General features: G+C 71.3%; 24 protein-coding genes and 1 riboswitch. Of the genes, 10 read left to right on the forward strand and 14 right to left on the reverse strand.

The window, feature by feature from the left end; translation table 11 throughout:
* Positions 1 to 2: 2 nt before the first annotated feature.
* The 6 genes from SLINC_RS12810 to SLINC_RS12835 form a co-directional block, all read right to left on the reverse strand.
* Positions 3 to 995 (reverse strand): SCO2102 family sporulation regulator, encoded by a 993-nt coding sequence (locus SLINC_RS12810; protein ID WP_067431040.1) that lies wholly within the window; start codon positions 993 to 995, stop codon positions 3 to 5.
* Between the two features lie 56 nt (positions 996 to 1,051).
* A complete protein-coding gene (gene metF, locus SLINC_RS12815; protein WP_067431042.1) occupies positions 1,052 to 1,975 on the reverse strand; it encodes a methylenetetrahydrofolate reductase [NAD(P)H] in 924 nt (307 codons plus the stop codon).
* Between the two features lie 100 nt (positions 1,976 to 2,075).
* Positions 2,076 to 2,756 (reverse strand): thiamine phosphate synthase, encoded by a 681-nt coding sequence (gene thiE / locus SLINC_RS12820; RefSeq protein ID WP_067431044.1) that lies wholly within the window; start codon positions 2,754 to 2,756, stop codon positions 2,076 to 2,078.
* A gap of 195 nt (positions 2,757 to 2,951) precedes the next feature.
* Positions 2,952 to 3,323 (reverse strand): Rv2175c family DNA-binding protein, encoded by a 372-nt coding sequence (locus SLINC_RS12825; RefSeq protein ID WP_067431047.1) that lies wholly within the window; start codon positions 3,321 to 3,323, stop codon positions 2,952 to 2,954.
* 66 nt (positions 3,324 to 3,389) lie between these two features.
* On the reverse strand, positions 3,390 to 4,616 hold the full coding sequence (locus tag SLINC_RS12830) for an NAD(P)/FAD-dependent oxidoreductase (protein WP_182449160.1): 1,227 nt from the start codon (positions 4,614 to 4,616) through the stop codon (positions 3,390 to 3,392).
* Between the two features lie 58 nt (positions 4,617 to 4,674).
* Positions 4,675 to 5,025, reverse strand: coding sequence for an avidin-fold protein (locus tag SLINC_RS12835; RefSeq protein WP_067431050.1), 351 nt, complete (start codon positions 5,023 to 5,025; stop codon positions 4,675 to 4,677).
* A gap of 52 nt (positions 5,026 to 5,077) precedes the next feature.
* Positions 5,078 to 5,190: riboswitch (TPP riboswitch) on the forward strand.
* On the opposite strand from SLINC_RS12835, the gene thiO reads away from it, so the two are divergent.
* The 5 genes from thiO (at position 5,188) to SLINC_RS12860 (ending at position 10,433) form a co-directional block, all read left to right on the forward strand.
* Positions 5,188 to 6,363, forward strand: a complete 1,176-nt coding sequence (thiO, locus tag SLINC_RS12840; protein WP_067431053.1) for a glycine oxidase ThiO — start codon at positions 5,188 to 5,190, stop codon at positions 6,361 to 6,363. It overlaps the preceding riboswitch by 3 nt.
* A 14-nt stretch (positions 6,364 to 6,377) precedes the next feature.
* A complete protein-coding gene (gene thiS / locus SLINC_RS12845; protein ID WP_067445272.1) occupies positions 6,378 to 6,578 on the forward strand; it encodes a sulfur carrier protein ThiS in 201 nt (66 codons plus the stop codon).
* Between the two features lie 3 nt (positions 6,579 to 6,581).
* On the forward strand, positions 6,582 to 7,376 hold the full coding sequence (locus tag SLINC_RS12850; RefSeq protein ID WP_067431054.1) for a thiazole synthase: 795 nt from the start codon (positions 6,582 to 6,584) through the stop codon (positions 7,374 to 7,376).
* 227 nt (positions 7,377 to 7,603) lie between these two features.
* Positions 7,604 to 9,535 carry a Stk1 family PASTA domain-containing Ser/Thr kinase gene (pknB, locus tag SLINC_RS12855; protein WP_067431057.1) on the forward strand — a complete coding sequence of 644 codons (1,932 nt, stop codon included), beginning with the start codon at positions 7,604 to 7,606 and terminating at the stop codon, positions 9,533 to 9,535.
* A gap of 34 nt (positions 9,536 to 9,569) precedes the next feature.
* Entirely contained in the window at positions 9,570 to 10,433 is an 864-nt protein-coding gene (locus SLINC_RS12860) for a deoxyribonuclease IV (RefSeq protein WP_067431060.1), read from the forward strand.
* A gap of 1 nt (position 10,434) precedes the next feature.
* Here SLINC_RS12860 and SLINC_RS12865 read toward each other — a convergent pair whose 3' ends face one another.
* Positions 10,435 to 11,067: a sulfite oxidase-like oxidoreductase gene (locus tag SLINC_RS12865; protein ID WP_067431063.1), complete on the reverse strand. Its 633-nt coding sequence runs from the start codon at positions 11,065 to 11,067 to the stop codon at positions 10,435 to 10,437.
* Positions 11,068 to 11,242: 175 nt separating this feature from the next.
* On the opposite strand from SLINC_RS12865, the gene bfr reads away from it, so the two are divergent.
* Positions 11,243 to 11,722 (forward strand): bacterioferritin, encoded by a 480-nt coding sequence (bfr, locus tag SLINC_RS12870; RefSeq protein ID WP_067431066.1) that lies wholly within the window; start codon positions 11,243 to 11,245, stop codon positions 11,720 to 11,722.
* Here bfr and SLINC_RS12875 read toward each other — a convergent pair.
* Positions 11,719 to 11,952, reverse strand: a complete 234-nt coding sequence (locus tag SLINC_RS12875) for a (2Fe-2S)-binding protein (protein WP_079164510.1) — start codon at positions 11,950 to 11,952, stop codon at positions 11,719 to 11,721. The genes bfr and SLINC_RS12875 overlap by 4 nt on opposite strands.
* A 150-nt stretch (positions 11,953 to 12,102) precedes the next feature.
* Positions 12,103 to 13,455: a class II 3-deoxy-7-phosphoheptulonate synthase gene (locus SLINC_RS12880; protein WP_067431072.1), complete on the reverse strand. Its 1,353-nt coding sequence runs from the start codon at positions 13,453 to 13,455 to the stop codon at positions 12,103 to 12,105.
* Between the two features lie 96 nt (positions 13,456 to 13,551).
* Between SLINC_RS12880 and SLINC_RS50400 the strand changes: the two genes are divergently transcribed.
* Both SLINC_RS50400 and SLINC_RS12885 read left to right on the forward strand, forming a co-directional pair.
* Complete coding sequence (locus SLINC_RS50400) at positions 13,552 to 13,608, forward strand: trp operon leader peptide (protein ID WP_073723848.1); 57 nt, start codon at positions 13,552 to 13,554, stop codon at positions 13,606 to 13,608.
* A gap of 92 nt (positions 13,609 to 13,700) precedes the next feature.
* Complete coding sequence (locus tag SLINC_RS12885) at positions 13,701 to 15,581, forward strand: anthranilate synthase family protein (protein WP_067431074.1); 1,881 nt, start codon at positions 13,701 to 13,703, stop codon at positions 15,579 to 15,581.
* 52 nt (positions 15,582 to 15,633) lie between these two features.
* Here SLINC_RS12885 and SLINC_RS12890 read toward each other — a convergent pair whose 3' ends face one another.
* The 4 genes from SLINC_RS12890 to SLINC_RS12905 form a co-directional block, all read right to left on the reverse strand.
* Positions 15,634 to 16,662, reverse strand: coding sequence for a 6-phosphofructokinase (locus tag SLINC_RS12890; RefSeq protein ID WP_067431078.1), 1,029 nt, complete (start codon positions 16,660 to 16,662; stop codon positions 15,634 to 15,636).
* A 74-nt stretch (positions 16,663 to 16,736) separates the two neighbouring features.
* Positions 16,737 to 17,411: a response regulator gene (locus SLINC_RS12895; protein WP_067431081.1), complete on the reverse strand. Its 675-nt coding sequence runs from the start codon at positions 17,409 to 17,411 to the stop codon at positions 16,737 to 16,739.
* Entirely contained in the window at positions 17,408 to 18,625 is a 1,218-nt protein-coding gene (gene macS / locus SLINC_RS12900) for a MacS family sensor histidine kinase (protein WP_067431084.1), read from the reverse strand. The genes SLINC_RS12895 and macS overlap by 4 nt, the downstream gene beginning before the upstream one ends.
* A gap of 37 nt (positions 18,626 to 18,662) precedes the next feature.
* Positions 18,663 to 19,445, reverse strand: a complete 783-nt coding sequence (locus SLINC_RS12905) for a lysophospholipid acyltransferase family protein (protein WP_067445274.1) — start codon at positions 19,443 to 19,445, stop codon at positions 18,663 to 18,665.
* Positions 19,446 to 19,697: 252 nt separating this feature from the next.
* Between SLINC_RS12905 and SLINC_RS12910 the strand changes: the two genes are divergently transcribed.
* Both SLINC_RS12910 and SLINC_RS12915 read left to right on the forward strand, forming a co-directional pair.
* The gene (locus SLINC_RS12910; RefSeq protein WP_067431088.1) at positions 19,698 to 20,510 is read left to right on the forward strand and encodes an alpha/beta hydrolase; all 813 of its coding nucleotides are present in this window, start codon (positions 19,698 to 19,700) and stop codon (positions 20,508 to 20,510) included.
* Positions 20,503 to 21,147 carry a hypothetical protein gene (locus tag SLINC_RS12915; RefSeq protein WP_067431091.1) on the forward strand — a complete coding sequence of 215 codons (645 nt, stop codon included), beginning with the start codon at positions 20,503 to 20,505 and terminating at the stop codon, positions 21,145 to 21,147. The genes SLINC_RS12910 and SLINC_RS12915 overlap by 8 nt, the downstream gene beginning before the upstream one ends.
* Here SLINC_RS12915 and SLINC_RS12920 read toward each other — a convergent pair.
* Positions 21,144 to 21,917 (reverse strand): endonuclease/exonuclease/phosphatase family protein, encoded by a 774-nt coding sequence (locus SLINC_RS12920; protein ID WP_067431094.1) that lies wholly within the window; start codon positions 21,915 to 21,917, stop codon positions 21,144 to 21,146. The genes SLINC_RS12915 and SLINC_RS12920 overlap by 4 nt on opposite strands.
* Positions 21,918 to 21,951: the final 34 nt, after the last annotated feature.

Genomic DNA, 21,951 nt, shown 5'->3' on the forward strand with positions numbered 1-21,951 from the left:
CCTCAGAAGCGGTACTGGTCGCCGTACCCGTTGCCCTGGGTCTGGTCGTAGCCCTGCTGGCCGTACTGCTGCTGCTCCGGCGGGAGTTCGGCGCCGTACGGGTCGTCGGTGCTGCGCTGCTGCGGCACCCACACCCCGCCGGGCGGGGTCTCGCCGTAGGTGCCGGTGGCGTACTGGTCCTGGCCGTAGCCCTGCTGGCCGTACTGCTGCTGGCCGCCGTAGGAGGCGTCGTACCCGGAACCGTCGTAGGTCTGGGTGCCGATGTACGGGTCGGAGTAGGCGGCGTACTGCTGCTGTCCGGCCGGGTCGTAGCCGTACTGCTGCTGGTCGTAGCCGGTGTAGCCGTCGTAGCCGTACGTCTGGTCGGCGGCGGCCGTCGCGTACTGGTCCTGGGGCTGGCCCGCGGCCGCGTAGGAGGAGGCGTCGGCGGCGGCCGCGTAGCCGGTGTCGTATATGCCGTAGGAGCCGGTGTCCTCGGGGAGGGGCTGCGGCTCGTACACCGAGGTGGTCTCGGCGGCCATGGGCTGGACCGGACGGGCGGGGGTGAAGACGTCGTCGCGGTCGTAGTCGTCGTGGCCGTGCGTGCCGGTGTCCTGGCCGTACCTGGTGTCGTCGGCGTACGGGGGCTCTTCGGCGAAGCCCGCCTCGCCGGTCTCCAGGTCGGTGACCTCCAGGGTCGGCTCCTGCCGGCCCCGGTCGCGGCGGTTGCGCTTGCCGCCGACCAGGTTGCCGAGGGCCTCCGGCGGACTGACCGCCCAGCCCTGTGCGAAGCCGCGGCGGAAGGAGAGGGTGACGTAGGTCTGGCCGACCGCGAAGGCGGCGGCGCCCAGGGCGATGACGATCACGGACGGGATCAGGACACCCAGCACGACACCGAGGAACCCGGCGAAGGCGAGCAGCCGCCAGCGCAGCCGCGCCTTGTACTGCAACAGCACTTCACCGAGCAGCCACAGCGCGACGACTCCGAACGCGATGTAGAGGACCGTCCAGCCCATGTACGCCCCTCTCCCAGTAGCCGCTACGCAGTGTGTCGTATACCGGTGTGACCGGTCTAGGCCTGCGGTGGGTGGTGCAGACCGAGGTTCTCGTAGATTTCCAGCGACGCCGTGGAGTTGTTGAGCGTGATGAAGTGCAGTCCGGGCACTCCCTCGGCCAGCAGCCGCGCGCAGAACTCGGTGGCGAATTCGATACCAATGGAGCGTACAGCCGCCGGATCGTCCTTGACTGTGAGGATCCGCTCTTTCAGGGCGGAGGGGATGGCCGCGTTGCTCAGCTGCGGCAGCCGCTCCAGCATCCGCACGCTGGTCACGGGCATGACCTCGGGGATGACGGGGGTCTCGCAGCCCGCCGCGACGACTCGGTCACGCAGCCGCAGATAGGACTCCGGTTGGAAGAACATCTGCGTGATGGCGTAGTCGGCGCCGGCACGGCACTTGTCGACGAAGCGGGCGACGTCGGAGTCCCAGTCGGCGGAGCGCGGGTGCATCTCCGGGAAGGCCGCGACGCCTACGCAGAAGTCGCCCGACTCCTTGATGAGCCGGACGAGTTCGGCGGCGTAGGTCAGGCCCTTCGGGTGTGCCACCCAGTCGGCCATGGGGTCGCCGGGCGGGTCGCCGCGCACGGCCAGGATGTTGCGGATCCCGGCGTCGGCGTACTGGCCGATGATGTTGCGCAGTTCCGCGATGGAGTGGTCGACCGCGGTGAGATGGGCGACCGGGGTGAGCGTGGTGTCCGCGACGATCTGCTGGGTCTCCTTGACCGTGCCCGCGCGGGTGGAGCCGCCGGCGCCGTAGGTCACGGAGACGAAGTCCGGGGCGACCGCCTCGACCCTCCTGAGCGCGCTCCACAGGTTCCGCTCGCCCTTGGGCGTCTTCGGCGCCGAGAACTCGAAGGAGTACGTCGTCTTGCCGGTCGCGAGCATGTCACGCACCGTGCGTGCGCGGTCCGTCCTGGTGGATGCGGTTCCGAGGGCCATACCCGCAGGTTAGTCAGGGGGCGGCCCTCTCCCAACCGGATCAGGGAAATTTGCCGGATTTGTCGACTGGTTTGTCCACCCCTCGGACACCCGGGCCCGACTACGCCACGTGTCGTAGCCGCTTCGCGAACTCCGCCGTCGCGGCGCCGGGGTCGTCCGCCTCGGTGATCGCCCGGACGACCACGACCCGGCGGGCGCCCGCCTCAAGCACCTCGTCGAGATTGCCGAGGTCGATGCCGCCGATCGCGAACCAGGGGCGCCCGGTGCCGAGCGCGGCGGTGTACCGGACCAGGTCGAGGCCGGGCGCGTGGCGGCCGGGCTTGGTGGGGGTGGGCCAGCAGGGCCCGGTGCAGAAGTAGTCGACGCCCTCCTGGACGGCGGCCGCGGCGGCCTCGGACTCGGAGTGCGTGGAGCGGCCGATGAGGAGGTCGTCGCCGAGGATCGCCCGGGCGGCGGGGACGGGCAGGTCACCCTGGCCGAGGTGGAGGACGGCGGGTCCCCAGGGGTGGGCGGCGCGGGCCGCGTGCGCCACGTCGGCGCGGTCGTTCACCGCGAGGACCTTGCCGTACATGTGGCACTTGTCGGCGAACAGCTCCAGCCAGCCCAGTTCCTCGTCCGCCTCCAGGGTCTTGTCACGGAGCTGGATGAAGTCGACGCCGTTCTCCAGGACCGCGTCCAGGAACTCGGGCAGGTCGCCCTGCTTCTTGCGGGCGTCCGTGCAGAGATAGAGCCGGGCGTCGGACAGCTGGGCGCGGGCGTCGGTGTCGGACGTGACGGGCATGCGGATGTCCCCCCGGGTGTGGTGGTGTACGGGCCGTGGGCCGGTGCGGTCGGCGGCGGGCCGTAGTGAACCACAGGCGTGGCTCCACGGACCGCGACGGATCCCGGCCGTGGCCACGGGGCCGCGGCCGACCGTGGCCGTGACGCGCGCGCCACGGCCCGTACTCCGGACGGTGTTCGGATCAGTCTGTTCGGATCAGACGGCGAGCGCCTGGGCCCGGCGCTTCACCTCCGTGCCGCGATTCTCGCTGAGGGCCTGTGCGGGGGTGCCGGGCAGGCTCTCGTCGGGGGTGAAGAGCCACTCCAGCATCTCTTCGTCGCTGAAGCCGTCGTCCCGCAGGAGCGTCAGGGTCCCGGACAGGCCCTTGACGACCTTCTGCTCGGCCCCGTCGATGAAGGCGGCGGGAACGTGCAGCGCGCGGTTCTCACCACGGCGTACGGCGATGAGCTGGCCGTCCTTGACCAGCTGCCGCACACGCGTCACCTCGACATCCAGCATTTCCGCGATGTCGGGGAGGGTGAGCCAGGCGGGGACGAGAGCATCGATCTTTGCGTCAATCTCGGTCACGGAAACAAGCGTGCCATCCCGCACTGACAGTAGGAAGCCAGGACCCCCCGACCTGCGCTTTTCGTGCTACGCCGTGGCCGTCTTCAAGGGCCTCGCCGGATCCGTCAGCAGCGCCGGGTCCATCGGGGTGCCCGCCTCGATCAGCCGCCGGCCCTGGGCCAGGTCCCGGGGGCGGCCCACCGCGAGCAGGGCGACCAGGCGGTTCTCGCGCAGCCAGCACACCGTCCAGGCCGGCCCTGTGGGCTCGCCGCGCCACAGGGTGGTGTCGGCGAAGGTGTGGTGACCGGCGTACTGGACGAAGCGGCCGAACTGCTCGGACCAGAAGTACGGGACCGGGTCGTAGACCGCCGTGGCCTCGCCGACGGCCTCGCCGAGGATGTTCGCGGCGACCGTGCGCGGGCCCTGGAGGGCGTTGTCCCAGTGGTGGACCAGGAGGCGCTCGCCGTAGCGCCCCGAGGGGAAGGAGGCGCAGTCGCCGACCGCGTAGACGTCCGGTGCGGAGGTGCGCAGGCGGTCGTCGGCGACGACGTCGCCGTGCGGGCCGAGCGCGATGCCGGAACCGGCCAGCCAGGCCGTGGCGGGGCGGGCGCCGATGCCGACGACGACGGCGCCGGCGGACAGCCGCGAGCCGTCGTCCAGCAGGACGGCGCCGGGCTCGACGCGCGCCACGCGCGCGTGGGTGCGCAGGACGGCACCGGCGTCGGCGTACCAGGAGGCCATCGGCGCGGTCACCTCGGCGGGCAGCGCGCCCGCGAGGGGGCGGTCCGCGGCCTCGACGACCGTCACCGCGCAGCCCGCCCCGCGCGCGGCCGTGGCGAACTCGGCGCCGATCCAGCCCGCGCCGACGACCACGATGTCGTGCTGCCGGGCCAGCACCGGGCGCAGCCGCTCGGCGTCGTCCAGGGTGCGCAGCAGATGGACGCCGGGGACGCCCTCGGCGCCCGGCAGCCGGATCGGTTCGGCGCCGGTGGCCAGGACCAGGACGTCGTAGGGCACCGGCCCCTCGGCGGTGTCCAGCTCGTGGTCGGCGGGGCGCACGCCGAGGACCTCCCGGCCGAGCCGCAGGTCGATGCCAAGACTCTCGAAGTCCACCTCGAAGGCGGAGTCCTCGGCCTTGCCCAGCAGGACGGCCTTCGACAGCGGGGGCCGGTCGTACGGCTGGTGGGGCTCGGCGCCGATCACCGTCACGCCGCCGGTGAAGCCCTGTTCCCGCAGGGCGACCGCGGTCTGCACCCCGGCCATGCCCGCGCCGACGACGACCACCCGCCGCTGCGACTGCGTCTGCTCGCTCACCTGATCACCTTAGACAACTGACCAACAGTCAGTCAGGAGTCCCCCACCATGAAGTCGGTCAGGAGTCCTGCTCCGTGACCTGCTCCACGACGCTGGTTCCTCTGCCCTCCTGCGACTCCCACTCCCAGGTCTCCTCCAGCCGCACCCGGCCGTCGGGCAGCTCGACGACGGTGGACACGCAGTGCCCGGAGGACGTCGAGCCGTCGCGCTTGAGCTGGACGTACCTGAAGTCGAGACGGTCGCCCTCGCGGGTCCCCAGCAGCTGTCCGCGCACGACGTCGCCGCCCGCGTACTCGGCCCAGATCTCGCCGTCCTTCTCGTGGTACGCGAAGCGGGTCCGGGTGCCCACCTGACCTGGGGCCTGGTCGGCGACGGGGGCGAGGACGAGGCCGTCGAGCGAGCGTGCCACGGGCGGAGGCTCCCTTACTGAGACTTACGACGTCGGGCTAGGGTGGCCAACGTAGAGCACTCGCGGGAGCCCGGACGCACCGGGCTGAGAGGGAGGCTGGGCGGCCTCCGACCGTACGAACCTGATCCGGGTCATGCCGGCGAAGGGAGGGGCTGGACGCCCATGTCGCGTACGCACACATCAGACGTCCTCGTCGTGGGGGGCGGAATCATCGGGCTCGTCACGGCGTGGCGGGCCGCGCAGCGCGGGTTCACCACGGCCGTCGTGGATCCCGAACCGGGCGGCGGGGCCGCCCAGGTGGCGGCCGGGATGCTGGCCGCCGTCACGGAACTGCACTACGGCGAGCAGACCCTGCTCGGTCTGAACCTCGCCTCGGCCCGCCGCTATCCGGACTTCGCGGCCGAGCTCACCGACCTCACCGGGCTCGACCTCGGCTACCGGCGGTGCGGCACGCTCGCCGTCGCGCTCGACGCCGACGACCGCGCCCATCTGCGCGAACTGCACATTCTGCAACGGCAGTCGGGGCTGGAGTCCGAGTGGCTGTCCGGCCGGGAGTGCCGGCGCCTGGAGCCCATGCTCGCGCCGGGCGTGCGCGGGGGCCTGCGGGTCGACGGCGACCACCAGATCGACCCGCGCCGCCTCACCGGGGCGCTGCTGGCCGCGTGCGAGCGGGCGGGTGTGGTCTTCCACCGGGGATGGGCCGAGCGGCTCACCGTCCTGCGGGAGCGGGCGGCGGGCGTGGTCACGCGCGACGGCGAGGCGCTGGGCGCGGGGCAGGTGGTCCTCGCCGGGGGCAGTCTGAGCGGGCGGCTGGCGGGGGTCCCCGGTGACGTACTGCCTCCCGTACGGCCCGTGAAGGGGCAGGTGCTGCGGCTGACCGTGCCGGAGCGGTTCGCGCCGTTCCTGAGCCGGACCGTGCGGGCCGTGGTGCGGGGCAGCCAGGTCTATCTGGTGCCGCGCGAGAACGGCGAGCTGGTGGTCGGGGCGACCAGCGAGGAGCTGGGCTGGGACACCACGGTGACCGCGGGCGGGGTGTACGAGCTGCTGCGGGACGCGCACGAGCTGGTGCCCGGGATCACGGAACTGCCGCTCACGGAGACGCGGGCGGGCCTGCGGCCCGGCTCCCCGGACAACGCGCCGCTGCTCGGCCCGACCGGCCTGGACGGACTGCTGCTGGCCACCGGGCACTACCGCAACGGGGTGCTGCTGACGCCGGTCACCGGCGACGCGCTGGCCCATGCGCTGACCACCGGTGAACTCCCCGAAGAGGCCCGCCCGTTCACGCCGAAGCGTTTCATCAGCACGGCACCCATGGCACTCGTGGAGCAGCCCGCATGAACATCTCCGTCTCCATCACCGTCTCCGTCAACGGCGAGCCGCACGAGTTCGCCTCCGGCACGGCGCTCGACGCCGTCGTGCGCACCCTGACCCCGGCGCCCTCCGGAGTGGCCGCCGCCCTCAACGAAACCGTCGTCCCGCGCGCGCAGTGGCCCTCTACGCCCGTCTCCGAGGGCGACCGCGTCGAGGTCCTCACCGCCGTCCAAGGAGGCTGACCCATGGCCGACGACCCCTTCGTCCTCGGCGGTACGTCCTTCACGTCCCGCCTGATCATGGGCACCGGCGGTGCGCCCAGCCTGGAGGGGCTGGAGCGGGCGCTGGTCGCCTCCGGCACCGAGCTGACCACGGTCGCGATGCGGCGGGTGGACCCCTCGGTGCACGGCTCCGTGCTGTCCGTCCTGGAGAAGCTGGGCATCCGGGTGCTGCCGAACACGGCGGGCTGCTTCACCGCCGGCGAGGCCGTCCTGACCGCCCGTCTCGCGCGCGAGGCCCTCGGCACGGACCTGATCAAGCTGGAGGTCATCGCCGACGAGCGCACGCTGCTGCCGGACCCGATCGAGCTCCTGGACGCGGCGGAGACCCTCGTGGACGACGGCTTCACGGTGCTGCCGTACACCAACGACGATCCGGTGCTGGCGCGGAAGCTGGAGGACGCCGGCTGCGCCGCGATCATGCCTCTGGGCTCCCCCATCGGCTCCGGCCTCGGCATCCGCAACCCGCACAACTTCCAGCTGATCGTCGAGCACGCGCGCGTGCCGGTGATTCTGGACGCGGGGGCCGGGACGGCGTCGGACGCGGCGCTGGCGATGGAGCTGGGGTGCGCCGGTGTGATGCTCGCCTCAGCGGTGACGCGCGCGCGGGAACCCGAGCTGATGGCCCACGCGATGCGGCACGCGGTGGAGGCGGGACGGCTCGCGTACCGGGCGGGGCGGATCCCCAGGCGCCACTTCGCACAGGCGTCGTCACCGGTGACCGGGCTGGCCACGCTGGATCCGGAGCGGCCCGCTTTCTAGGGGCACGGGGGTCCGGCCGGAGAGGCGGGGACAGCTTGAGCAGAGGGCGACTGCCCTTACCTCAAGGGGCGCGGGGAACTGCGCGACCAGCCCCCACTCAGCCGCAGCCGAACAATCGTCCCCACGCCATCCGCTGCGTGCGATCCGCGTCACAGCTCCGCTTCAGTCCAGCCCCGAAATACCCCGATCCCGCTGGACTGTCAGCGACAACTCGTACACTCACCTGCGTGGATACGACCCTTCAGGACCCGCTGGTCGGGCAGCTGCTCGACGGCCGCTATCGCGTGGACGCGCGTATCGCGGTCGGCGGGATGGCCACGGTCTACCGGGCCCTGGACACCCGCCTGGACCGCGTGCTCGCGCTCAAGGTGATGCACCCCGCGCTCGCCGCCGACGGGGTCTTCGTCGAGCGGTTCATCCGGGAGGCGAAGTCCGTCGCCCGGCTCGCGCACCCCAATGTCGTGCAGGTCTTCGACCAGGGCACCGACGGGTCGTACGTCTACCTGGCCATGGAGTACATCGCGGGCTGCACCCTGCGTGACGTGCTGCGCGACCGCGGGGCGCTCCAGCCCCGGGCCGCGCTCGACATCCTGGAGCCGGTCCTGGCCGCGCTCGGTGCCGCGCACCGCGCCGGGTTCGTGCACCGGGACATGAAGCCGGAGAACGTGCTGATAGGGGACGACGGCCGGGTCAAGGTCGCCGACTTCGGTCTCGTGCGCTCCGTGAACACGGTCACCAGCACCACCGGCGCCGTCCTCGGCACCGTCTCCTACCTCGCGCCGGAGCAGATCGAGCAGCCGGGCGCCGCCGACCCCCGGGTCGACGTGTACGCGTGCGGTGTCGTCCTGTACGAGATGCTCACCGGCGAGAGGCCCCACGACGGGGACTCCCCCGCGATCGTGCTGTACAAGCACCTCCACGAGGACGTGCCGCCGCCCTCGGCCCTGGCCCCGGGGCTGGCGTACGAACTGGACGAGCTGGTGGCGTCCGCGACGGCCCGCAACCCCGATCTGCGCCCGTACGACGCGGTCGCGGTGCTCGCCCAGGCGCGGGAGGCGCGCGCCGGGCTGAGCGCGGACCAGCTGGACGCCGTGCCGCCGCAGGCGAACTCCGCGGCGCAGGACACCTCCGACAACCGCACGAGCGTGATCCCGCGTTCGCTGACCGTCCCCCGGCCGCTGCCGGTCAACGAGGACGAGCCCGAGGGCGGCTACCACCGCACGAGCCGGCTGGAGTCGGCGCCGCCCCCGCCCCCGCGCCGCCGGAGCGGACCGCGGCCCCGTCTCGTGGCGATCGTCGCCGCCGTGCTGCTGGTCCTCGGTGTCGGCGCGGGCGTCTGGTACATCAACGCCGGCCAGTTCACCGAGGTCCCGAGACTGCTGGAGAAGACCGAGGCGCAGGCCCGGGACCGGCTGGAGTCGGCCGGGCTGGACGTCGGTGACGTCAAGCACGCCTACAGCGACACCTTCAAGCGCGGCACCGTCATGAGCTCCGACCCGGGGCCCGGCAGCCGGATCCGCAGCAACGACTCCGTGTCGTTCACCGTCTCGGACGGCCCGGAGACGGTCCGGGTGCCCGACGTGGAGGGTTACCGCCTGGACAAGGCGAGGTCCCTGCTGAAGGACGGCGGGCTGGAGCCGGGCATGGTCACCCGGGAGTTCAGCGAGGACGTCCCGAGGGGCTCCGTCATCTCCACCGCCCCGGACAAGGGCACCGAGCGGCGGGCGGGCTCGGCGATCGCGCTCACCGTCAGCAAGGGCAGCCCGATCGACGTCCCGGACGTCACCGGCCGGACCGTCGAGGACGCGCGGGCGGAGCTGGAGGAGGCGGGCCTGAAGGTGAAGGTCGCCCCCCAGCAGGTCACCTCCTCGGAGTTCGACAAGGGCCAGGTCGCCCGGCAGACACCGGCGGACGGCAGGCAGGCCGCCGAGGGCGACACCGTGACGCTGACCGTGTCCAAGGGCCCCGAGATGATCGAGGTCCCGGACGTGGTGGGCGACAAGGTGGACGACGCGAAGGCCGCCCTGGAGGGCGCCGGCTTCCAGGTCGACGAGGACCGCGGACTGCTCGGGCTCTTCGGCGACACCGTGAAGAACCAGTCCGTGGCGGGCGGGGAGAGTGCACCCAAGGGGTCGACGATCACGATCACCATCCGCTGACGGACCATCCCCGACCGCATGACACCCTGAATCCGTGACGATTCAGCGCAACCCCGTCGGCGGCCACGTCCCCGTGGCCGGCGGCCTGCACTCCGTGGGCCTGTCGTACGCCCATGACCTCAAGGCCGAGACCGTCCAGGTCTTCGTCGCCAACCCGCGCGGCTGGGCCACACCCACCGGGAATCCCCGCCAGGACGAGGAGTTCCGCGCGGTGTGCGAGGCCGAGTCGATCCCGGCGTACGTCCATGCCCCGTACCTGATCAACTTCGGCTCGCACACCGAGGCGACCGTGGAGAAGTCGGTCGAGTCACTGCGGCATTCGCTGCGGCGCGGGCGGGAGATCGGGGCGCTGGGCGTGGTCGTGCACACCGGCAGCGCGACCGGCGGACGGGAGCGTTCCGTGGCCCTGAAGCAGGTGCGGGAGCACCTGCTGCCGCTGCTCGACGAGCTCACCCACGACGACGACCCGTATCTGCTCCTGGAGTCGACCGCCGGGCAGGGCGCCTCGCTGTGCTCGCGGACCTGGGACTTCGGGCCGTACTTCGAGGCGCTGGACGCCCATCCCCGGCTGGGCGTGTGCCTGGACACCTGCCACATCTTCGCGGCCGGGCACGACCTGACGGGGCCGAGCGGTATGCACCAGACCCTGGACCTGCTGGTGGACACGGTCGGCGAGGGCCGGCTGAAGCTGATCCACGCCAACGACTCCAAGGACGTGGTCGGCGCCCACAAGGACCGCCACGAGAACATCGGCGCCGGTCACATCGGCGAGGACCCGTTCCGCGAACTCATGACCCACCCCGCCACCGAGGGCGTACCGCTGATCATCGAGACGCCCGGCGGCAAGGAGGGGCACGCGGCGGACGTGGAGCGGCTGAAGAAGCTGCGGGACGGCTGAGTCAGAGCTCGGGGCCGTCCTCCGGTTCCTCCTGGTACGAGTACCGCTGTTCCTTCCAGGGGTCGCCGACGTTGTGATAGCCGCGCTCCTCCCAGAAGCCGCGGCGGTCGGCGGTCATGTACTCCACGCCGCGGACCCACTTGGGTCCCTTCCAGGCGTACAGATGCGGCACGACGAGGCGCAGCGGGAAGCCGTGTTCCGCGGTGAGCAGCTCGCCGTCCTTGTGGGTGGCGAAGATCGCGCGCTCGTCCGCGAAGTCGGCGAGGCGCAGGTTCGAGCTGAACCCGTATTCCGCCCACACCATCACATGGGTGACGCTCGGCGCGGGCGGGGCGATCTCCAGGATCGTCCGGGCCGGAACGCCGCCCCATTCGGATCCGAGCATGCTGAACTTCGTGACGCAGTGCAGATCGCCCACGACGGAGGTGTGCGGCAGGGCCGTGAACTCCTCGTGGTTCCAGCAGCGCTTCTCGCCGTCCGCGGTGGCGCCGAAGACCCGGAACTCCCAGCGCTCGGGACGGAACTTGGGGACCGGGCCGTAGTGCGTGACCGGCCAGCCGCGCTGGAGTCGCTGTCCCGGCGGAAGCTCGGAGTACGCCTCTTCTCCCGATTCGCGTTCCACCGGCTGACCCATGTCTCCATCCTGACAGACCCTGGGCAGTGCACATGACCAACCCCAGCCCATATCGGGCAATTAGAACTAAGCCTGCCCTTACTTACTAAGTGAAGACTTACTGGACGATCTTCGTTCTCGGTGCAAGGATGCGGCGCAACCTGCCAGTTCCCCCCGGTTGGAAGGAGCCTCTGCGATGCAGGGCGACCCCGAGGTCATCGAATTCCTCAACGAGCAGCTGACTGCCGAGCTGACCGCGATCAACCAGTACTTCCTGCACGCGAAGATGCAGGAGAACTTCGGCTGGACGAAGCTCGCGAAGTACACCCGGCACGAGTCGATCGACGAGATGAAGCACGCCGAGGTGCTCACCGACCGGATCCTCTTCCTGGACGGTCTGCCCAACTACCAGCGCCTCTTCCATGTGCGCGTGGGCCAGACGGTCAAGGAGATGTTCGAGGCGGACCGGCAGATCGAGGTCGAGGCGATCGACCGCCTCAAGCGCGGGATCAAGGTGATGCGCGACAAGAACGACATCACGTCCGCGAACATCTTCGAGTCGATCCTGGAGGACGAGGAGCACCACATCGACTACCTCGACACCCAGCTGGAGATCCTGGAGAAGCTCGGCGAGGCGCTCTACATCGCCCAGCTGATCGAGCAGCCGGAGGCCTAGGCGGCTTCCTCCAGCTCGGCCAGGACCGGCTCGCCCTGGTCCGCGAGGTCACGGCGGGGGCACGCGCCCCGGCCCAGCAGTGCCTGGATCCGCCGTACGCACGATCCGCAGTCCGTACCCGCCTTGCAGGCGGAGGCTATCTGGCGGGGTGTGCAGGCGCCGTCCTCCGCGTGCTTCCTCACCTGCGCCTCGGTCACGCCGAAGCAGTTGCAGACGTACACGCGGTCCACCTCCCGCCGGGATCGTTCGCTTGGTGCCATCCCGTTGATCGGTGAGGCTAACCTAACCTTACCCGGGTCACAGGAGCCTTAAAAGTGCGGTGGGGCGCGGATCGTATGTGATCCGCGCCCCACCGCATGCTTCTGTAACAGGCAGAACCCTTACTGGTCCCTGTACATCTCGGCGACGAGGAAGGCCAGGTCGAGCGACTGGCTGCGGTTGAGCCGCGGGTCGCAGGCCGTCTCGTAGCGCTGGTGCAGGTCGTCGACGAAGATCTCGTCGCCGCCGCCCACGCACTCGGTGACATCGTCACCGGTGAGCTCCACGTGGATGCCGCCCGGGTGGGTGCCCAGGCCCTTGTGCACCTCGAAGAAGCCCTTGACCTCGTCCAGCACGTCGTCGAAGCGACGGGTCTTGTGACCGGAGGCCGCCTCGTAGGTGTTGCCGTGCATCGGGTCGGTGATCCAGGCCACGGTGGCGCCGGAGGCGGTGACCTTCTCGACCAGCTCGGGCAGCTTGTCGCGGACCTTGTCGGCGCCCATGCGGACGATGAAGGTCAGCCGGCCCGGCTCACGGTCGGGGTCCAGGCGCTCGATGTACTGGAGCGCCTCCTCGGCCGTGGTGGTCGGGCCGAGCTTGATGCCGATCGGGTTGCGGATCTGCGAGCCGAACTCGATGTGCGCGTGGTCCAGCTGCCGGGTGCGCTCGCCGATCCACACCATGTGCGCGGAGACGTCGTACAGCTGCCCCGTCCGGGAGTCCACCCGGGTCAGGGCCGACTCGTAGTCGAGCAGCAGCGCCTCGTGCGAGCTGTAGAACTCGACGGTCTTGAACTCCTCCGGGTCCGCCCCGCAGGCGTGCATGAAGTTCAGCGCGTTGTCGATCTCCCGGGCCAGCTGCTCGTAGCGCTGCCCCGACGGCGAGGACTTCACGAAGTCCTGGTTCCAGGCATGCACCTGGCGCAGGTCGGCGTAGCCGCCGGTGGTGAAGGCGCGCACCAGGTTCAGCGTGGAGGCGGAGGCGTGGTACATCCGCTTCAGCCGCTCGGGGTCCGGGATGCGGGCGGCCTCGGTGAAGTCGAAGCCGTTGACCGAGTCACCGCGGTAGGTGGGCAGGGTCACGCCGTCGCGGGTCTCGGTGGGCTTGGAGCGCGGCTTGGAGTACTGCCCGGCGATCCGGCCGATCTTGACCACCGGCACCGAGGCGGCGTACGTCAGCACGGCGCCCATCTGGAGCAGGGTCTTGAGCTTGTTGCGGATCTGGTCGGCGGAGACCGCGTCGAAGGCCTCCGCGCAGTCGCCGCCCTGGAGGAGGAACGCCTCTCCCTTGGCGACGGCCGCCATCCTCGCGCGCAGCTGGTCACACTCGCCCGCGAAGACGAGCGGCGGATACGACTCGAGCTCCGCAACGACTGCGCGCAGAGCCTCGGTGTCGGGGTACTCGGGCTGCTGCGCCGCGGGCAGATCTCGCCAGGTGTTGCCAGCGGTGGAGCTGGTCTTAGCGTTCACGGTCACGACCTCAACATTACGGGGTCGTGTCGAGTGATTTTCGCGCGGCTCGACAGGTGAGACGCCCTCCTGCTCAGGTGCGCGTGGGGTAGGGTGCCCCGCATGTTCGCGCATTCGACCCAGACCTGGTGGTGGACCGCTCATCCGGCGGCCCACTGACTGCGCGTACGCAAGACTTCGCGAAGGCCGCCCGAGGGGCGGCCTTCGGCGTTTCCGGGGTCCGTTCCTCCCAGCGACAAGGAAACGGACCCATGCATCTGCCCGACCTGCTCGGTGATCCCCGCCCGTTCGCCCTGCTGCGCCGCCGTACACCGGGCCATGACGAGAACACCGTGGAGGTGTTCCTCGGCCCGGTCACCGAGTACGACCGCCTCGCCGACCTCCCCGACGAGGGCCTGGCGCTGATCCCGTTCCGCCAGATCCGCGAGCGCGGCTTCGACGTCCGGGACGACGGGACGCCCCTCGCGGTGCTGACGCCCGAGGAAACCCACACCCTGGCTCTGGACGAGGTCCTCGCACAGCTCCCCGCCCACGACGTCCGGGTGCGGGACGGCGGCTTCGACGTGGCCGACGAGGAGTACGCCGAGATCGTCGGGCGGGTGCTGCGGGAGGAGATCGGCGCCGGTGAGGGCGCGAACTTCGTGATCCGGCGGACGTACGAGGGCGGGATCCCGGGGTTCTCGCGCGCCGACGCCCTCGCGCTGTTCCGGCGGCTGCTGGTGGGCGAGCGGGGCGCGTACTGGACGTTCGTCGTGCATACCGGGCAGCGGACGCTGGTCGGGGCCAGTCCCGAGGTGCATGTGCGGATGTCCGGCGGGACCGTCGTCATGAATCCGATCAGCGGGACGTACCGCTATCCCGCCGAGGGGCCGACCCCCGAGCACCTGCTGGAGTTCCTGGCCGACGGCAAGGAGGTCGAGGAGCTGTCGATGGTCGTCGACGAGGAGCTCAAGATGATGTGCACGGTGGGCGACATGGGCGGGGTCGTGGTCGGGCCCCGGCTGAAGGAGATGGCCCATCTCGCGCACACCGAGTACGAGCTGCGCGGGAAGTCCTCTCTGGATGTGCGGGAGGTCCTGAGGGAGACCATGTTCGCGGCCACCGTGACCGGCTCGCCGGTGCAGAACGCCTGCCGGGTCATCGAGCGGCACGAGAGCGGCGGGCGGGGCTACTACGCCGGCGCGCTGGCACTGCTCGGCCGGGACTCCGGCGGCGCCCAGACCCTGGACTCCCCCATTCTGATCCGTACCGCCGACATCTCCGCCGACGGACGGCTGCGGGTTCCGGTCGGCGCGACCCTGGTGCGCGGTTCGGACCCGGCGAGCGAGGTCGCGGAGACCCACGCCAAGGCGGCCGGGGTGCTGGCGGCTCTCGGCGTACGGCCGTCCCGGCCGCGTACGGAGTCCGTACGGCCGCGGCTGGCCGACGATCCCCGGGTGCGGGCCGCGCTGGACGGGCGCCGCGCCTCGCTGGCGCCGTTCTGGCTGCGGATGCAGGACCGGGCCGAGGAACTCACCGGGCACGCGCTGGTCGTCGACGGCGAGGACACCTTCACCGCGATGCTCGCGCACGTGCTGCGGTCGAGCGGACTCGACGTGAGCGTCCGCCGGTACGACGAGCCGGGTCTGCGGGAGGCGGTGCTCGCGCACGAGGGGCCGGTCGTGCTGGGCCCCGGGCCGGGTGATCCCTCCGACGCGGACGATCCCAAGATGCGCTTCCTGCGGGCCCTGACCGCCGAGGTGCTGCGGGACAACCGGCACGGCGTGCTCGGGGTCTGCCTCGGACACGAGCTGGTCGCGGCCGAGCTGGGGCTGGAGATCGTCCGCAAGGACGTGCCGTACCAGGGCGCGCAGACGGAGATCGATCTGTTCGGGCGGGCGGAGACCGTCGGTTTCTACAACAGCTTCGTGGCGCGCTGCGACGACGGGACGGCACAGGAGCTGGCCGCGCACGGCATCGAGATCAGCCGTAGCGCGTCGGGCGAGGTGCACGCGTTGCGGGGGCCGGGCATCGCGGGTGTGCAGTTCCATCCCGAGTCGGTCCTGACGCTGAACGGCGCCGCAGTCGTACGGGAGTTGGCGGGCGGGCTGCGGACCGCGGGCAGGTGCTCGCAGCGGCGGCCCGCCGGGTAGCCGGGGACGGTGGGGACCGGCGGCGCGGGCGGGCCGCCGGTCCCCACCGGTCCTAGCCGAAGAACACGCCGACCTCCTCGTACAGCTTCGGGTCCACCGTCTTCAGCTGTGCCGTGGCCTCCGCGATCGGGACGCGCACGATGTCCGTGCCGCGCAGGGCCACCATCCGGCCGAAGTCGCCGTCGCGGACGGCCTCGATGGCGTGCAGGCCGAAGCGGGTGGCGAGCCAGCGGTCGAAGGCGCTGGGCGTGCCGCCGCGCTGGACGTGCCCGAGGACCGTGGTGCGGGCCTCCTTGCCGGTGCGCTTCTCGATCTCCTTGGCCAGCCACTCGCCGACGCCGGAGAGCCTCACATGGCCGAAGGAGTCCAGCGACTGGTCCTTGAGCACCATGTCGCCGTCCTTGGGCATCGCGCCCTCGGCGACCACCACGATGGGGGCGTACGACGCCTTGAAGCGGGAGGTCACCCAGGTGCACACCTGCTCGGTGTCGAAGCGCTGTTCGGGGATGAGGATGACGTTGGCGCCGCCGGCCAGGCCGGAGTGGATCGCGATCCAGCCCGCGTGCCGGCCCATCACCTCGACGACCAGGACCCGCATATGGGACTCGGCCGTGGTGTGGAGCCGGTCGATGGCCTCGGTGGCGATGCCGACGGCGGTGTCGAAGCCGAAGGTGTAGTCGGTGGCGGACAGGTCGTTGTCGATGGTCTTCGGTACGCCGACGCAGGGCACGCCGTGCTCGTCGGACAAGGTCGCGGCCACCCCCAGGGTGTCCTCGCCGCCGATGACGATGAGTGCCTCGACCTCCCGCTCGGCGAGGTTCTCCTGGATGCGGCGGATACCGCCCTCCTGCTTGAGCGGGTTGGTGCGCGAGGACCCGAGGATGGTGCCGCCGCGGGGCAGGATCCCGCGCACGGCCGGGATGTCGAGACGCACGGTGGCGTCCTCCAGCGGACCTCGCCAGCCGTCCCGGTAGCCGACGAAGTCATAGCCGTACTCCTGTACGCCCTTGCGGACGACGGCCCGGATGACGGCGTTGAGCCCGGGGCAGTCGCCGCCTCCGGTCAGTACTCCGACGCGCATGGAAAAAGTCCCTTCGCCGCAGGTGCCTGACGAAGGGTCAGTGTGGCGCGCGTCTCACTCGCCGTCGAGAGTGCTCACTCGTCGTCGAGCCCGCGCTCTATCGCGTAGCGCACCAGCTCGACCCTGTTGTGCAGTTGGAGCTTGCCGAGGGTGTTCTGGACGTGGTTCTGGACCGTGCGGTGGGAGATCACCAGGCGTTCGGCGATCTGCTTGTAGCTCAGGCCCTTGGCGACCAGCCGCAGCACCTCGGTCTCGCGGTCGGTGAGTTCCGGGGCCCGGGGCTGGTCGGGGCCGGCGGCCGGCGCCGGCTCGGAGGCGAGGCGGCGGTACTCGCCGAGGACCAGTCCGGCCAGGCCGGGGGTGAAGACCGGGTCGCCGACGGCCGTACGGCGGACCGCGTCGAGCAGTTCCTCCGTGGAGGCCGACTTCAGCAGGTAGCCGGTCGCGCCCGACTTCACCGCCTCCAGGACGTCGGCGTGCTCCCCGCTCGCCGACAGCACCAGGACCCTGAGGGCCGGGTTGTGGCCGACGAGTTCCTTGCAGACCTGGACGCCGGGCTTGGCCGGCAGGTTGAGGTCGAGGACCAGTACGTCGGGGCCGGCCGCCTTGGCGCGGCGTACGGCCTGTTCGCCGTCGCCCGCGGTGGCGACCACGTCGAACCCGGACTCGCCCAGGTCGCGGGCGACGGCGTCGCGCCACATGGGGTGGTCGTCGACGACCATGACCTTGATCGGGCCCTTGTCACTCATCGTGTGCCTGCCTTCCCCCGTGAGACCTTCGGTACCTTCAGCTCTACTTCCGTGCCCTGACCGGGAACCGAGATCAGCTCGGCGCTGCCGCCGATCTCGCGCAGCCTGCCCCGGATCGACAGGGCCACCCCGAGCCGCCCCTCCCCCTCGGCCTGCGCGAGCCGGCCCTCGGGGATGCCGGGGCCGTCGTCGCGGACGGTCACGATCACCTCGTCGGGCTCGTCCTCGACCAGGATCCACGCGCGCGCGTCCTCGCCGGCGTGCCGGTGGACGTTGTCCAGGGCGGCGCCGACGGCCGCGGCCAGCTCCCGTGCCGAGGCCGGGGGCAGCGGTACCGGAGCGCCGGGCTCGGCGAGGTTGACCTTGGCGGAGGCGTACGGGGCGAGCAGCGCGCGCAGATCGACGGGCCCGGAGGAGTCCTCCGGCTCGTCGACGGCCCGTACGACGGCCCCCTCGGCCTCGTCCTCCGAGATACGGGAGACCGGGAGCAGCCCGCCGGAGACCAGGGTGCGCAGCGCGACCTCCTGCTCACCGGCCATGCGGCCCAGCTCGGCCGCCTCGCCGCCGAGGACCGCGCCGCGCCGCTGCACCATCGCCAGCACCTGGAGCACGCTGTCGTGGATGTCCCGGGCGAGCCGCTCCCGTTCCCTGGTGGCGGCCTCGATCTCCAGGGCGCGGGCGAGGGTGCGTTCGGAGGCGCGGGCGACCTCGACGACGTAGCCGATGGCGATGGAGGCGACCCAGACCAGGATCACGTTGTGGACGGTGTCCCGGGCCCAGGTGCCGCGCTCGATCAGGTTGGCGACGGCGACCGGCGTGGAGGCGAACGCGGCCCAGCGCCAGCCGCCCTTGATGGCGAACGCCAGGACCGAGCCGGCCGTCCATATCGACGGCAGCGTGGGGCCGCCCGTCTGGATGTGGTGCTCGTTGACGGCCAGCGGGGTCAGGACGATGCCGACGAGCGCGACGGAGAGGTCGGCGGCGAGGAAGCGCTTGGTGCAGGCCGCCGCGTTCTGGACGCGGGGCAGGGTGGCGAGCGTCCAGACGAACAGGACGACGTAGTAGACGACCGCGATGCGGGGACGGTCGTACGTGTCGTACTGGCTGACGAAGAGCCCCATCGCGTACAGCATGGTGAGCACCCGGTAGCCGGTGAGCGCGCGCCACAGCGGCTGCTCGACCGACATCCGCATGACGCGAACGCGTTTGGCCATCTCCCCCACCCCGCCCGGACTGCCGTGTCCCAGGATCCTAGGACCCCGAGTTCTCCGTCTGCGCCCTCGCGTCGCGCTCCGCCTTCTCGGCCTTCTCCGCCCTCGCGAGGGCGGCCTTGGCGGCCTTCTCCGCGTCCCTCTCGGCCTTCGCCGCGTCCGCGATCTGCCGCTTGGCGGCCGTCGCGTACATGTCGACGTACTCCTGGCCGGAGAGCTTCATGATCTCGTACATGACCTCGTCGGTCAGGGCGCGCAGGACGAAGCGGTCGTGCTCCATGCCCTGGTAGCGGCTGAAGTCCAGGGGCGCGCCGATCCGGATGCCCGGCCGCATCAGCTTGGGCATCACCTTGCCCGGCGGCTGGATCTTCTCGGTGTCGATCATGGCGACCGGGACGACCGGCGCGCCGGTGGCGAGCGCCACGCGCGCGAGGCCGCCGGGCTTGCCCCGGTAGAGGCGGCCGTCGGGCGAGCGGGTGCCCTCCGGGTAGATACCGAACAGCTCACCGCTCTCCAGCACCTGGATACCGCTCCTGATGGCCGCCTCGCCGGCGCCACGGCCGCCGGAACGGTCCACCGGGAGCTGGCCGACGCCCTTGAAGAACGCGGCCGTGAGGCGGCCCTTCACGCCGGGCGTGGTGAAGTACTCGGCCTTCGCGATGAAGGTCACCTTGCGGTCCAGGACCGCGGGCAGGAAGAACGAGTCGGAGAACGACAGGTGGTTGCTCGCCAGGATCGCGGCGCCCTCGGCCGGGATGTTCTCCAGACCCTCCACCCAGGGCCTGAAGGCGACCTTCAGCGGCCCTCCGATGGCGACCTTCATCGTGCCGTACAACACCCGCGTGCCTCCTGTAGCCGTAGATCAGACCTTAACCCGGAGCACCGCCAATGAGCCCGACGGCCCTGGTCGGTGTCAGTGCGGTCGCGTACGGTGAAGCCACCTGGACTTCACATCTCACCTCGTTCTGCGCAGCCTTCTCGTGAACCCGCACGTCCGAGCCCGTCCGTCCGAGCCCGTCCGTCCGAACACACACGTCCGAACACGTACGTCCCTCTCATGAACAGGAGACCGAAGGTGCCGGTCCTGCCCGGAGCCGAGCCGTTCCGCCACGAGGGCGGGGAGGTAGGCGTCCTCCTCTGCCACGGCTTCACCGGTTCCCCCCAGTCGCTGCGCCCCTGGGCGGAGCATCTCGCCGCGCGCGGCCTGACCGTCTCGCTGCCGCTGCTGCCCGGGCACGGCACCCGCTGGGAGGACATGCAGCTCACCGGCTGGCAGGACTGGTACGCCGAGGTGGACCGCGAGCTGCGCGTCCTGAGCGAGCGGTGCGCGCGGGTGTTCGTGGCGGGCCTGTCGATGGGCGGCACGCTCGCGCTCAGGCTGGCCGCCAAGCACGGCGACGCGGTTTCCGGTGTCGTGGTCGTCAATCCGGCGAACCGGATGCACGGGCTGGCCGCGCACGCCCTTCCGGTGGTCCATCACCTCGTCCGGTCCACGCCGGGCATCGCCAGCGACATCGCCAAGGAGGGCAGGGTCGAGCTGGGGTACGAGCGGGTGCCGCTGCGCGCCGCGCACTCCCTGCGCACCTTCTTCCGCCTGGTCGACGGCGAGCTTCCGCAGGTCACCCAGCCGCTGCTGGTCCTGCGCAGCGCCGTGGACCATGTGGTGCCGGCGGCCGATTCGGCGCGGGTGCTGAGCCGGGTGTCCTCCACCGACGTACAGGAGATCGTGCTGGAACAGAGCTACCACGTGGCGACGTTGGACCATGACGCGGACCGGATCTTCGCGGAGAGCCTCGCGTTCATCGGCCGGCTCGCACCCGGTGTCGGCGAGGAGGCGGCCGAGGCCGGCCGATCGAGCCAGCAGGAAGGGACGGCCGCAGGTGGCTGAGCACGACTCCGAGCGTGAGGACCGCGGGGAGCGCGAGGACCGCGAGCCGGTCGAGCAGAACGTCCCGTTCGACGAGGCCGCCGCGTGGGCGGCCATCGTCGCCGGGTACGGCGACGAGCCGCCGGACCCGCCGGGCGCCAAGCCCTTCAAGTCGGTCGAGGACCTGGCCCTGCTGGAGCCCGAGACCAACGACGAGGCTCCCGGGGACACCAAGCAGGCCAAGGAGGCCAGGACGGCCGAGGGGGCCGAAGCGGCCGAGGAGAGCAAGGCGGCCAAGGACGAGGAGCCCGCGAAGCCGCTGGGCGGCTCCGTGGCCTTCGCTCCCGGTGTCGGGCCGCGGGACTACAGCGCGCCGGAGCCGTCCGAGGACGACTTCACGGAGGACGACGAGGGGCACTTCGTGCCGCCGGAGCCGCCACCGCTGCCCGCCGCCGACGCCACGGCGAAGTTCGCCTGGCTGGGAGTGCTCGGCGGGCCGCTGCTGCTTCTGCTGGCCGTTCTCCTCGGTTGGGAGATGACCTGGTGGCTCACCACCCTCGGCATCGGCGGCTTCCTGGGCGGCTTCGGCACCCTGGTGATGCGGATGCGGCCGGGTGACGACGAGGACGACGATCCCGGGCGGGGCGCGGTCGTCTAGGGCGCGGAGACCGTCCGGTCCGCGGGGATTCTGAGCGCGGCCAGGACCGGGAGGTGGTCCGTGGCCGCCAGGAGATCGGCCTCGGTCACACCCGGCCGGTCCAGCGGTACCCCGCAGCCGAGCACCTCGATGCCCTTGGTGGCGAAGATCGCGTCGATGCGCCGGTGAGGGGTGGTGCGGGTCCAGGTGTGCTCGCCGCCCCAGGGGGTGGTGGCCCAGCAGTCCTGGAGGCCCTCGGCGAGCCGGGTGAAGGTGCGGCCGCCGGGGCGTTCGTTGAGGTCGCCGCCCGCGATCGCGTGTTCCACGCCCATTCCGGCCAGCCGGTCCAGAAGCATGCCGCTCTGGTCGTACCGCTCGTCCTTCTGCAACGACAGATGACAGCTGAGCACGCCGACCCGGGCGCCGCCGAACCGTACGACGGCGGTGGCGAAGCCGCGGCGGTGGTGGCCCGGAGTGAGCGGAAGCAGGACGTCCTCGGTGCGCTCGACGGTGGCCCTGAGCGAGCAGAGGATCGCCGGGCCGGCCGCGGTACCCCCGCCCGAGAGGATCACCTGGCCGGAGGCGGCCGCCAGCCGGGCGAGTTTCTTGCGCCAGCGGAAGAAGCGGGGGGCCTCCTGGACGAGAACGAGGTCGGGGGCGCAGGCGGTGATCACCCTGGCCAGTGCGCTCGTGTCGTCGCGCATCGAACGGATGTTGTAACTGAGGACGCGGACGACGGCGGAACCGTCGGGCTCGGTACGGGAGTTGGGCAGCTGTTCGCTCGTCTCCATGCCGTCAACATACGACGAGGCCCGCCGGCCCGGG

It is taken from the genome of Streptomyces lincolnensis, from assembly GCF_001685355.1.
GTDB classification, from domain to species: Bacteria; Actinomycetota; Actinomycetes; order Streptomycetales; family Streptomycetaceae; genus Streptomyces; species Streptomyces lincolnensis.

Excerpts from the sequence above, each read along its gene's own strand:
- SLINC_RS12865 (WP_067431063.1), bottom strand. The coding sequence starts at position 11,067 with ATGGGTCAGCCGGTGGAACGCGAATCGGGAGAAGAGGCGTACTCCGAG.
- thiE (WP_067431044.1), bottom strand. The coding sequence starts at position 2,756 with ATGCCCGTCACGTCCGACACCGACGCCCGCGCCCAGCTGTCCGACGCC.
- SLINC_RS12895 (WP_067431081.1), bottom strand. The coding sequence starts at position 17,411 with ATGAGTGACAAGGGCCCGATCAAGGTCATGGTCGTCGACGACCACCCC.
- SLINC_RS12810 (WP_067431040.1), bottom strand. The coding sequence starts at position 995 with ATGGGCTGGACGGTCCTCTACATCGCGTTCGGAGTCGTCGCGCTGTGG.
- thiO (WP_067431053.1), top strand. The coding sequence starts at position 5,188 with ATGTCGCGTACGCACACATCAGACGTCCTCGTCGTGGGGGGCGGAATC.
- metF (WP_067431042.1), bottom strand. The coding sequence starts at position 1,975 with ATGGCCCTCGGAACCGCATCCACCAGGACGGACCGCGCACGCACGGTG.
- bfr (WP_067431066.1), top strand. The coding sequence starts at position 11,243 with ATGCAGGGCGACCCCGAGGTCATCGAATTCCTCAACGAGCAGCTGACT.
- SLINC_RS12890 (WP_067431078.1), bottom strand. The coding sequence starts at position 16,662 with ATGCGCGTCGGAGTACTGACCGGAGGCGGCGACTGCCCCGGGCTCAAC.
- SLINC_RS12850 (WP_067431054.1), top strand. The coding sequence starts at position 6,582 with ATGGCCGACGACCCCTTCGTCCTCGGCGGTACGTCCTTCACGTCCCGC.
- macS (WP_067431084.1), bottom strand. The coding sequence starts at position 18,625 with ATGGCCAAACGCGTTCGCGTCATGCGGATGTCGGTCGAGCAGCCGCTG.
- SLINC_RS12905 (WP_067445274.1), bottom strand. The coding sequence starts at position 19,445 with ATGAAGGTCGCCATCGGAGGGCCGCTGAAGGTCGCCTTCAGGCCCTGG.
- SLINC_RS12885 (WP_067431074.1), top strand. The coding sequence starts at position 13,701 with ATGCATCTGCCCGACCTGCTCGGTGATCCCCGCCCGTTCGCCCTGCTG.
- SLINC_RS12920 (WP_067431094.1), bottom strand. The coding sequence starts at position 21,917 with ATGGAGACGAGCGAACAGCTGCCCAACTCCCGTACCGAGCCCGACGGT.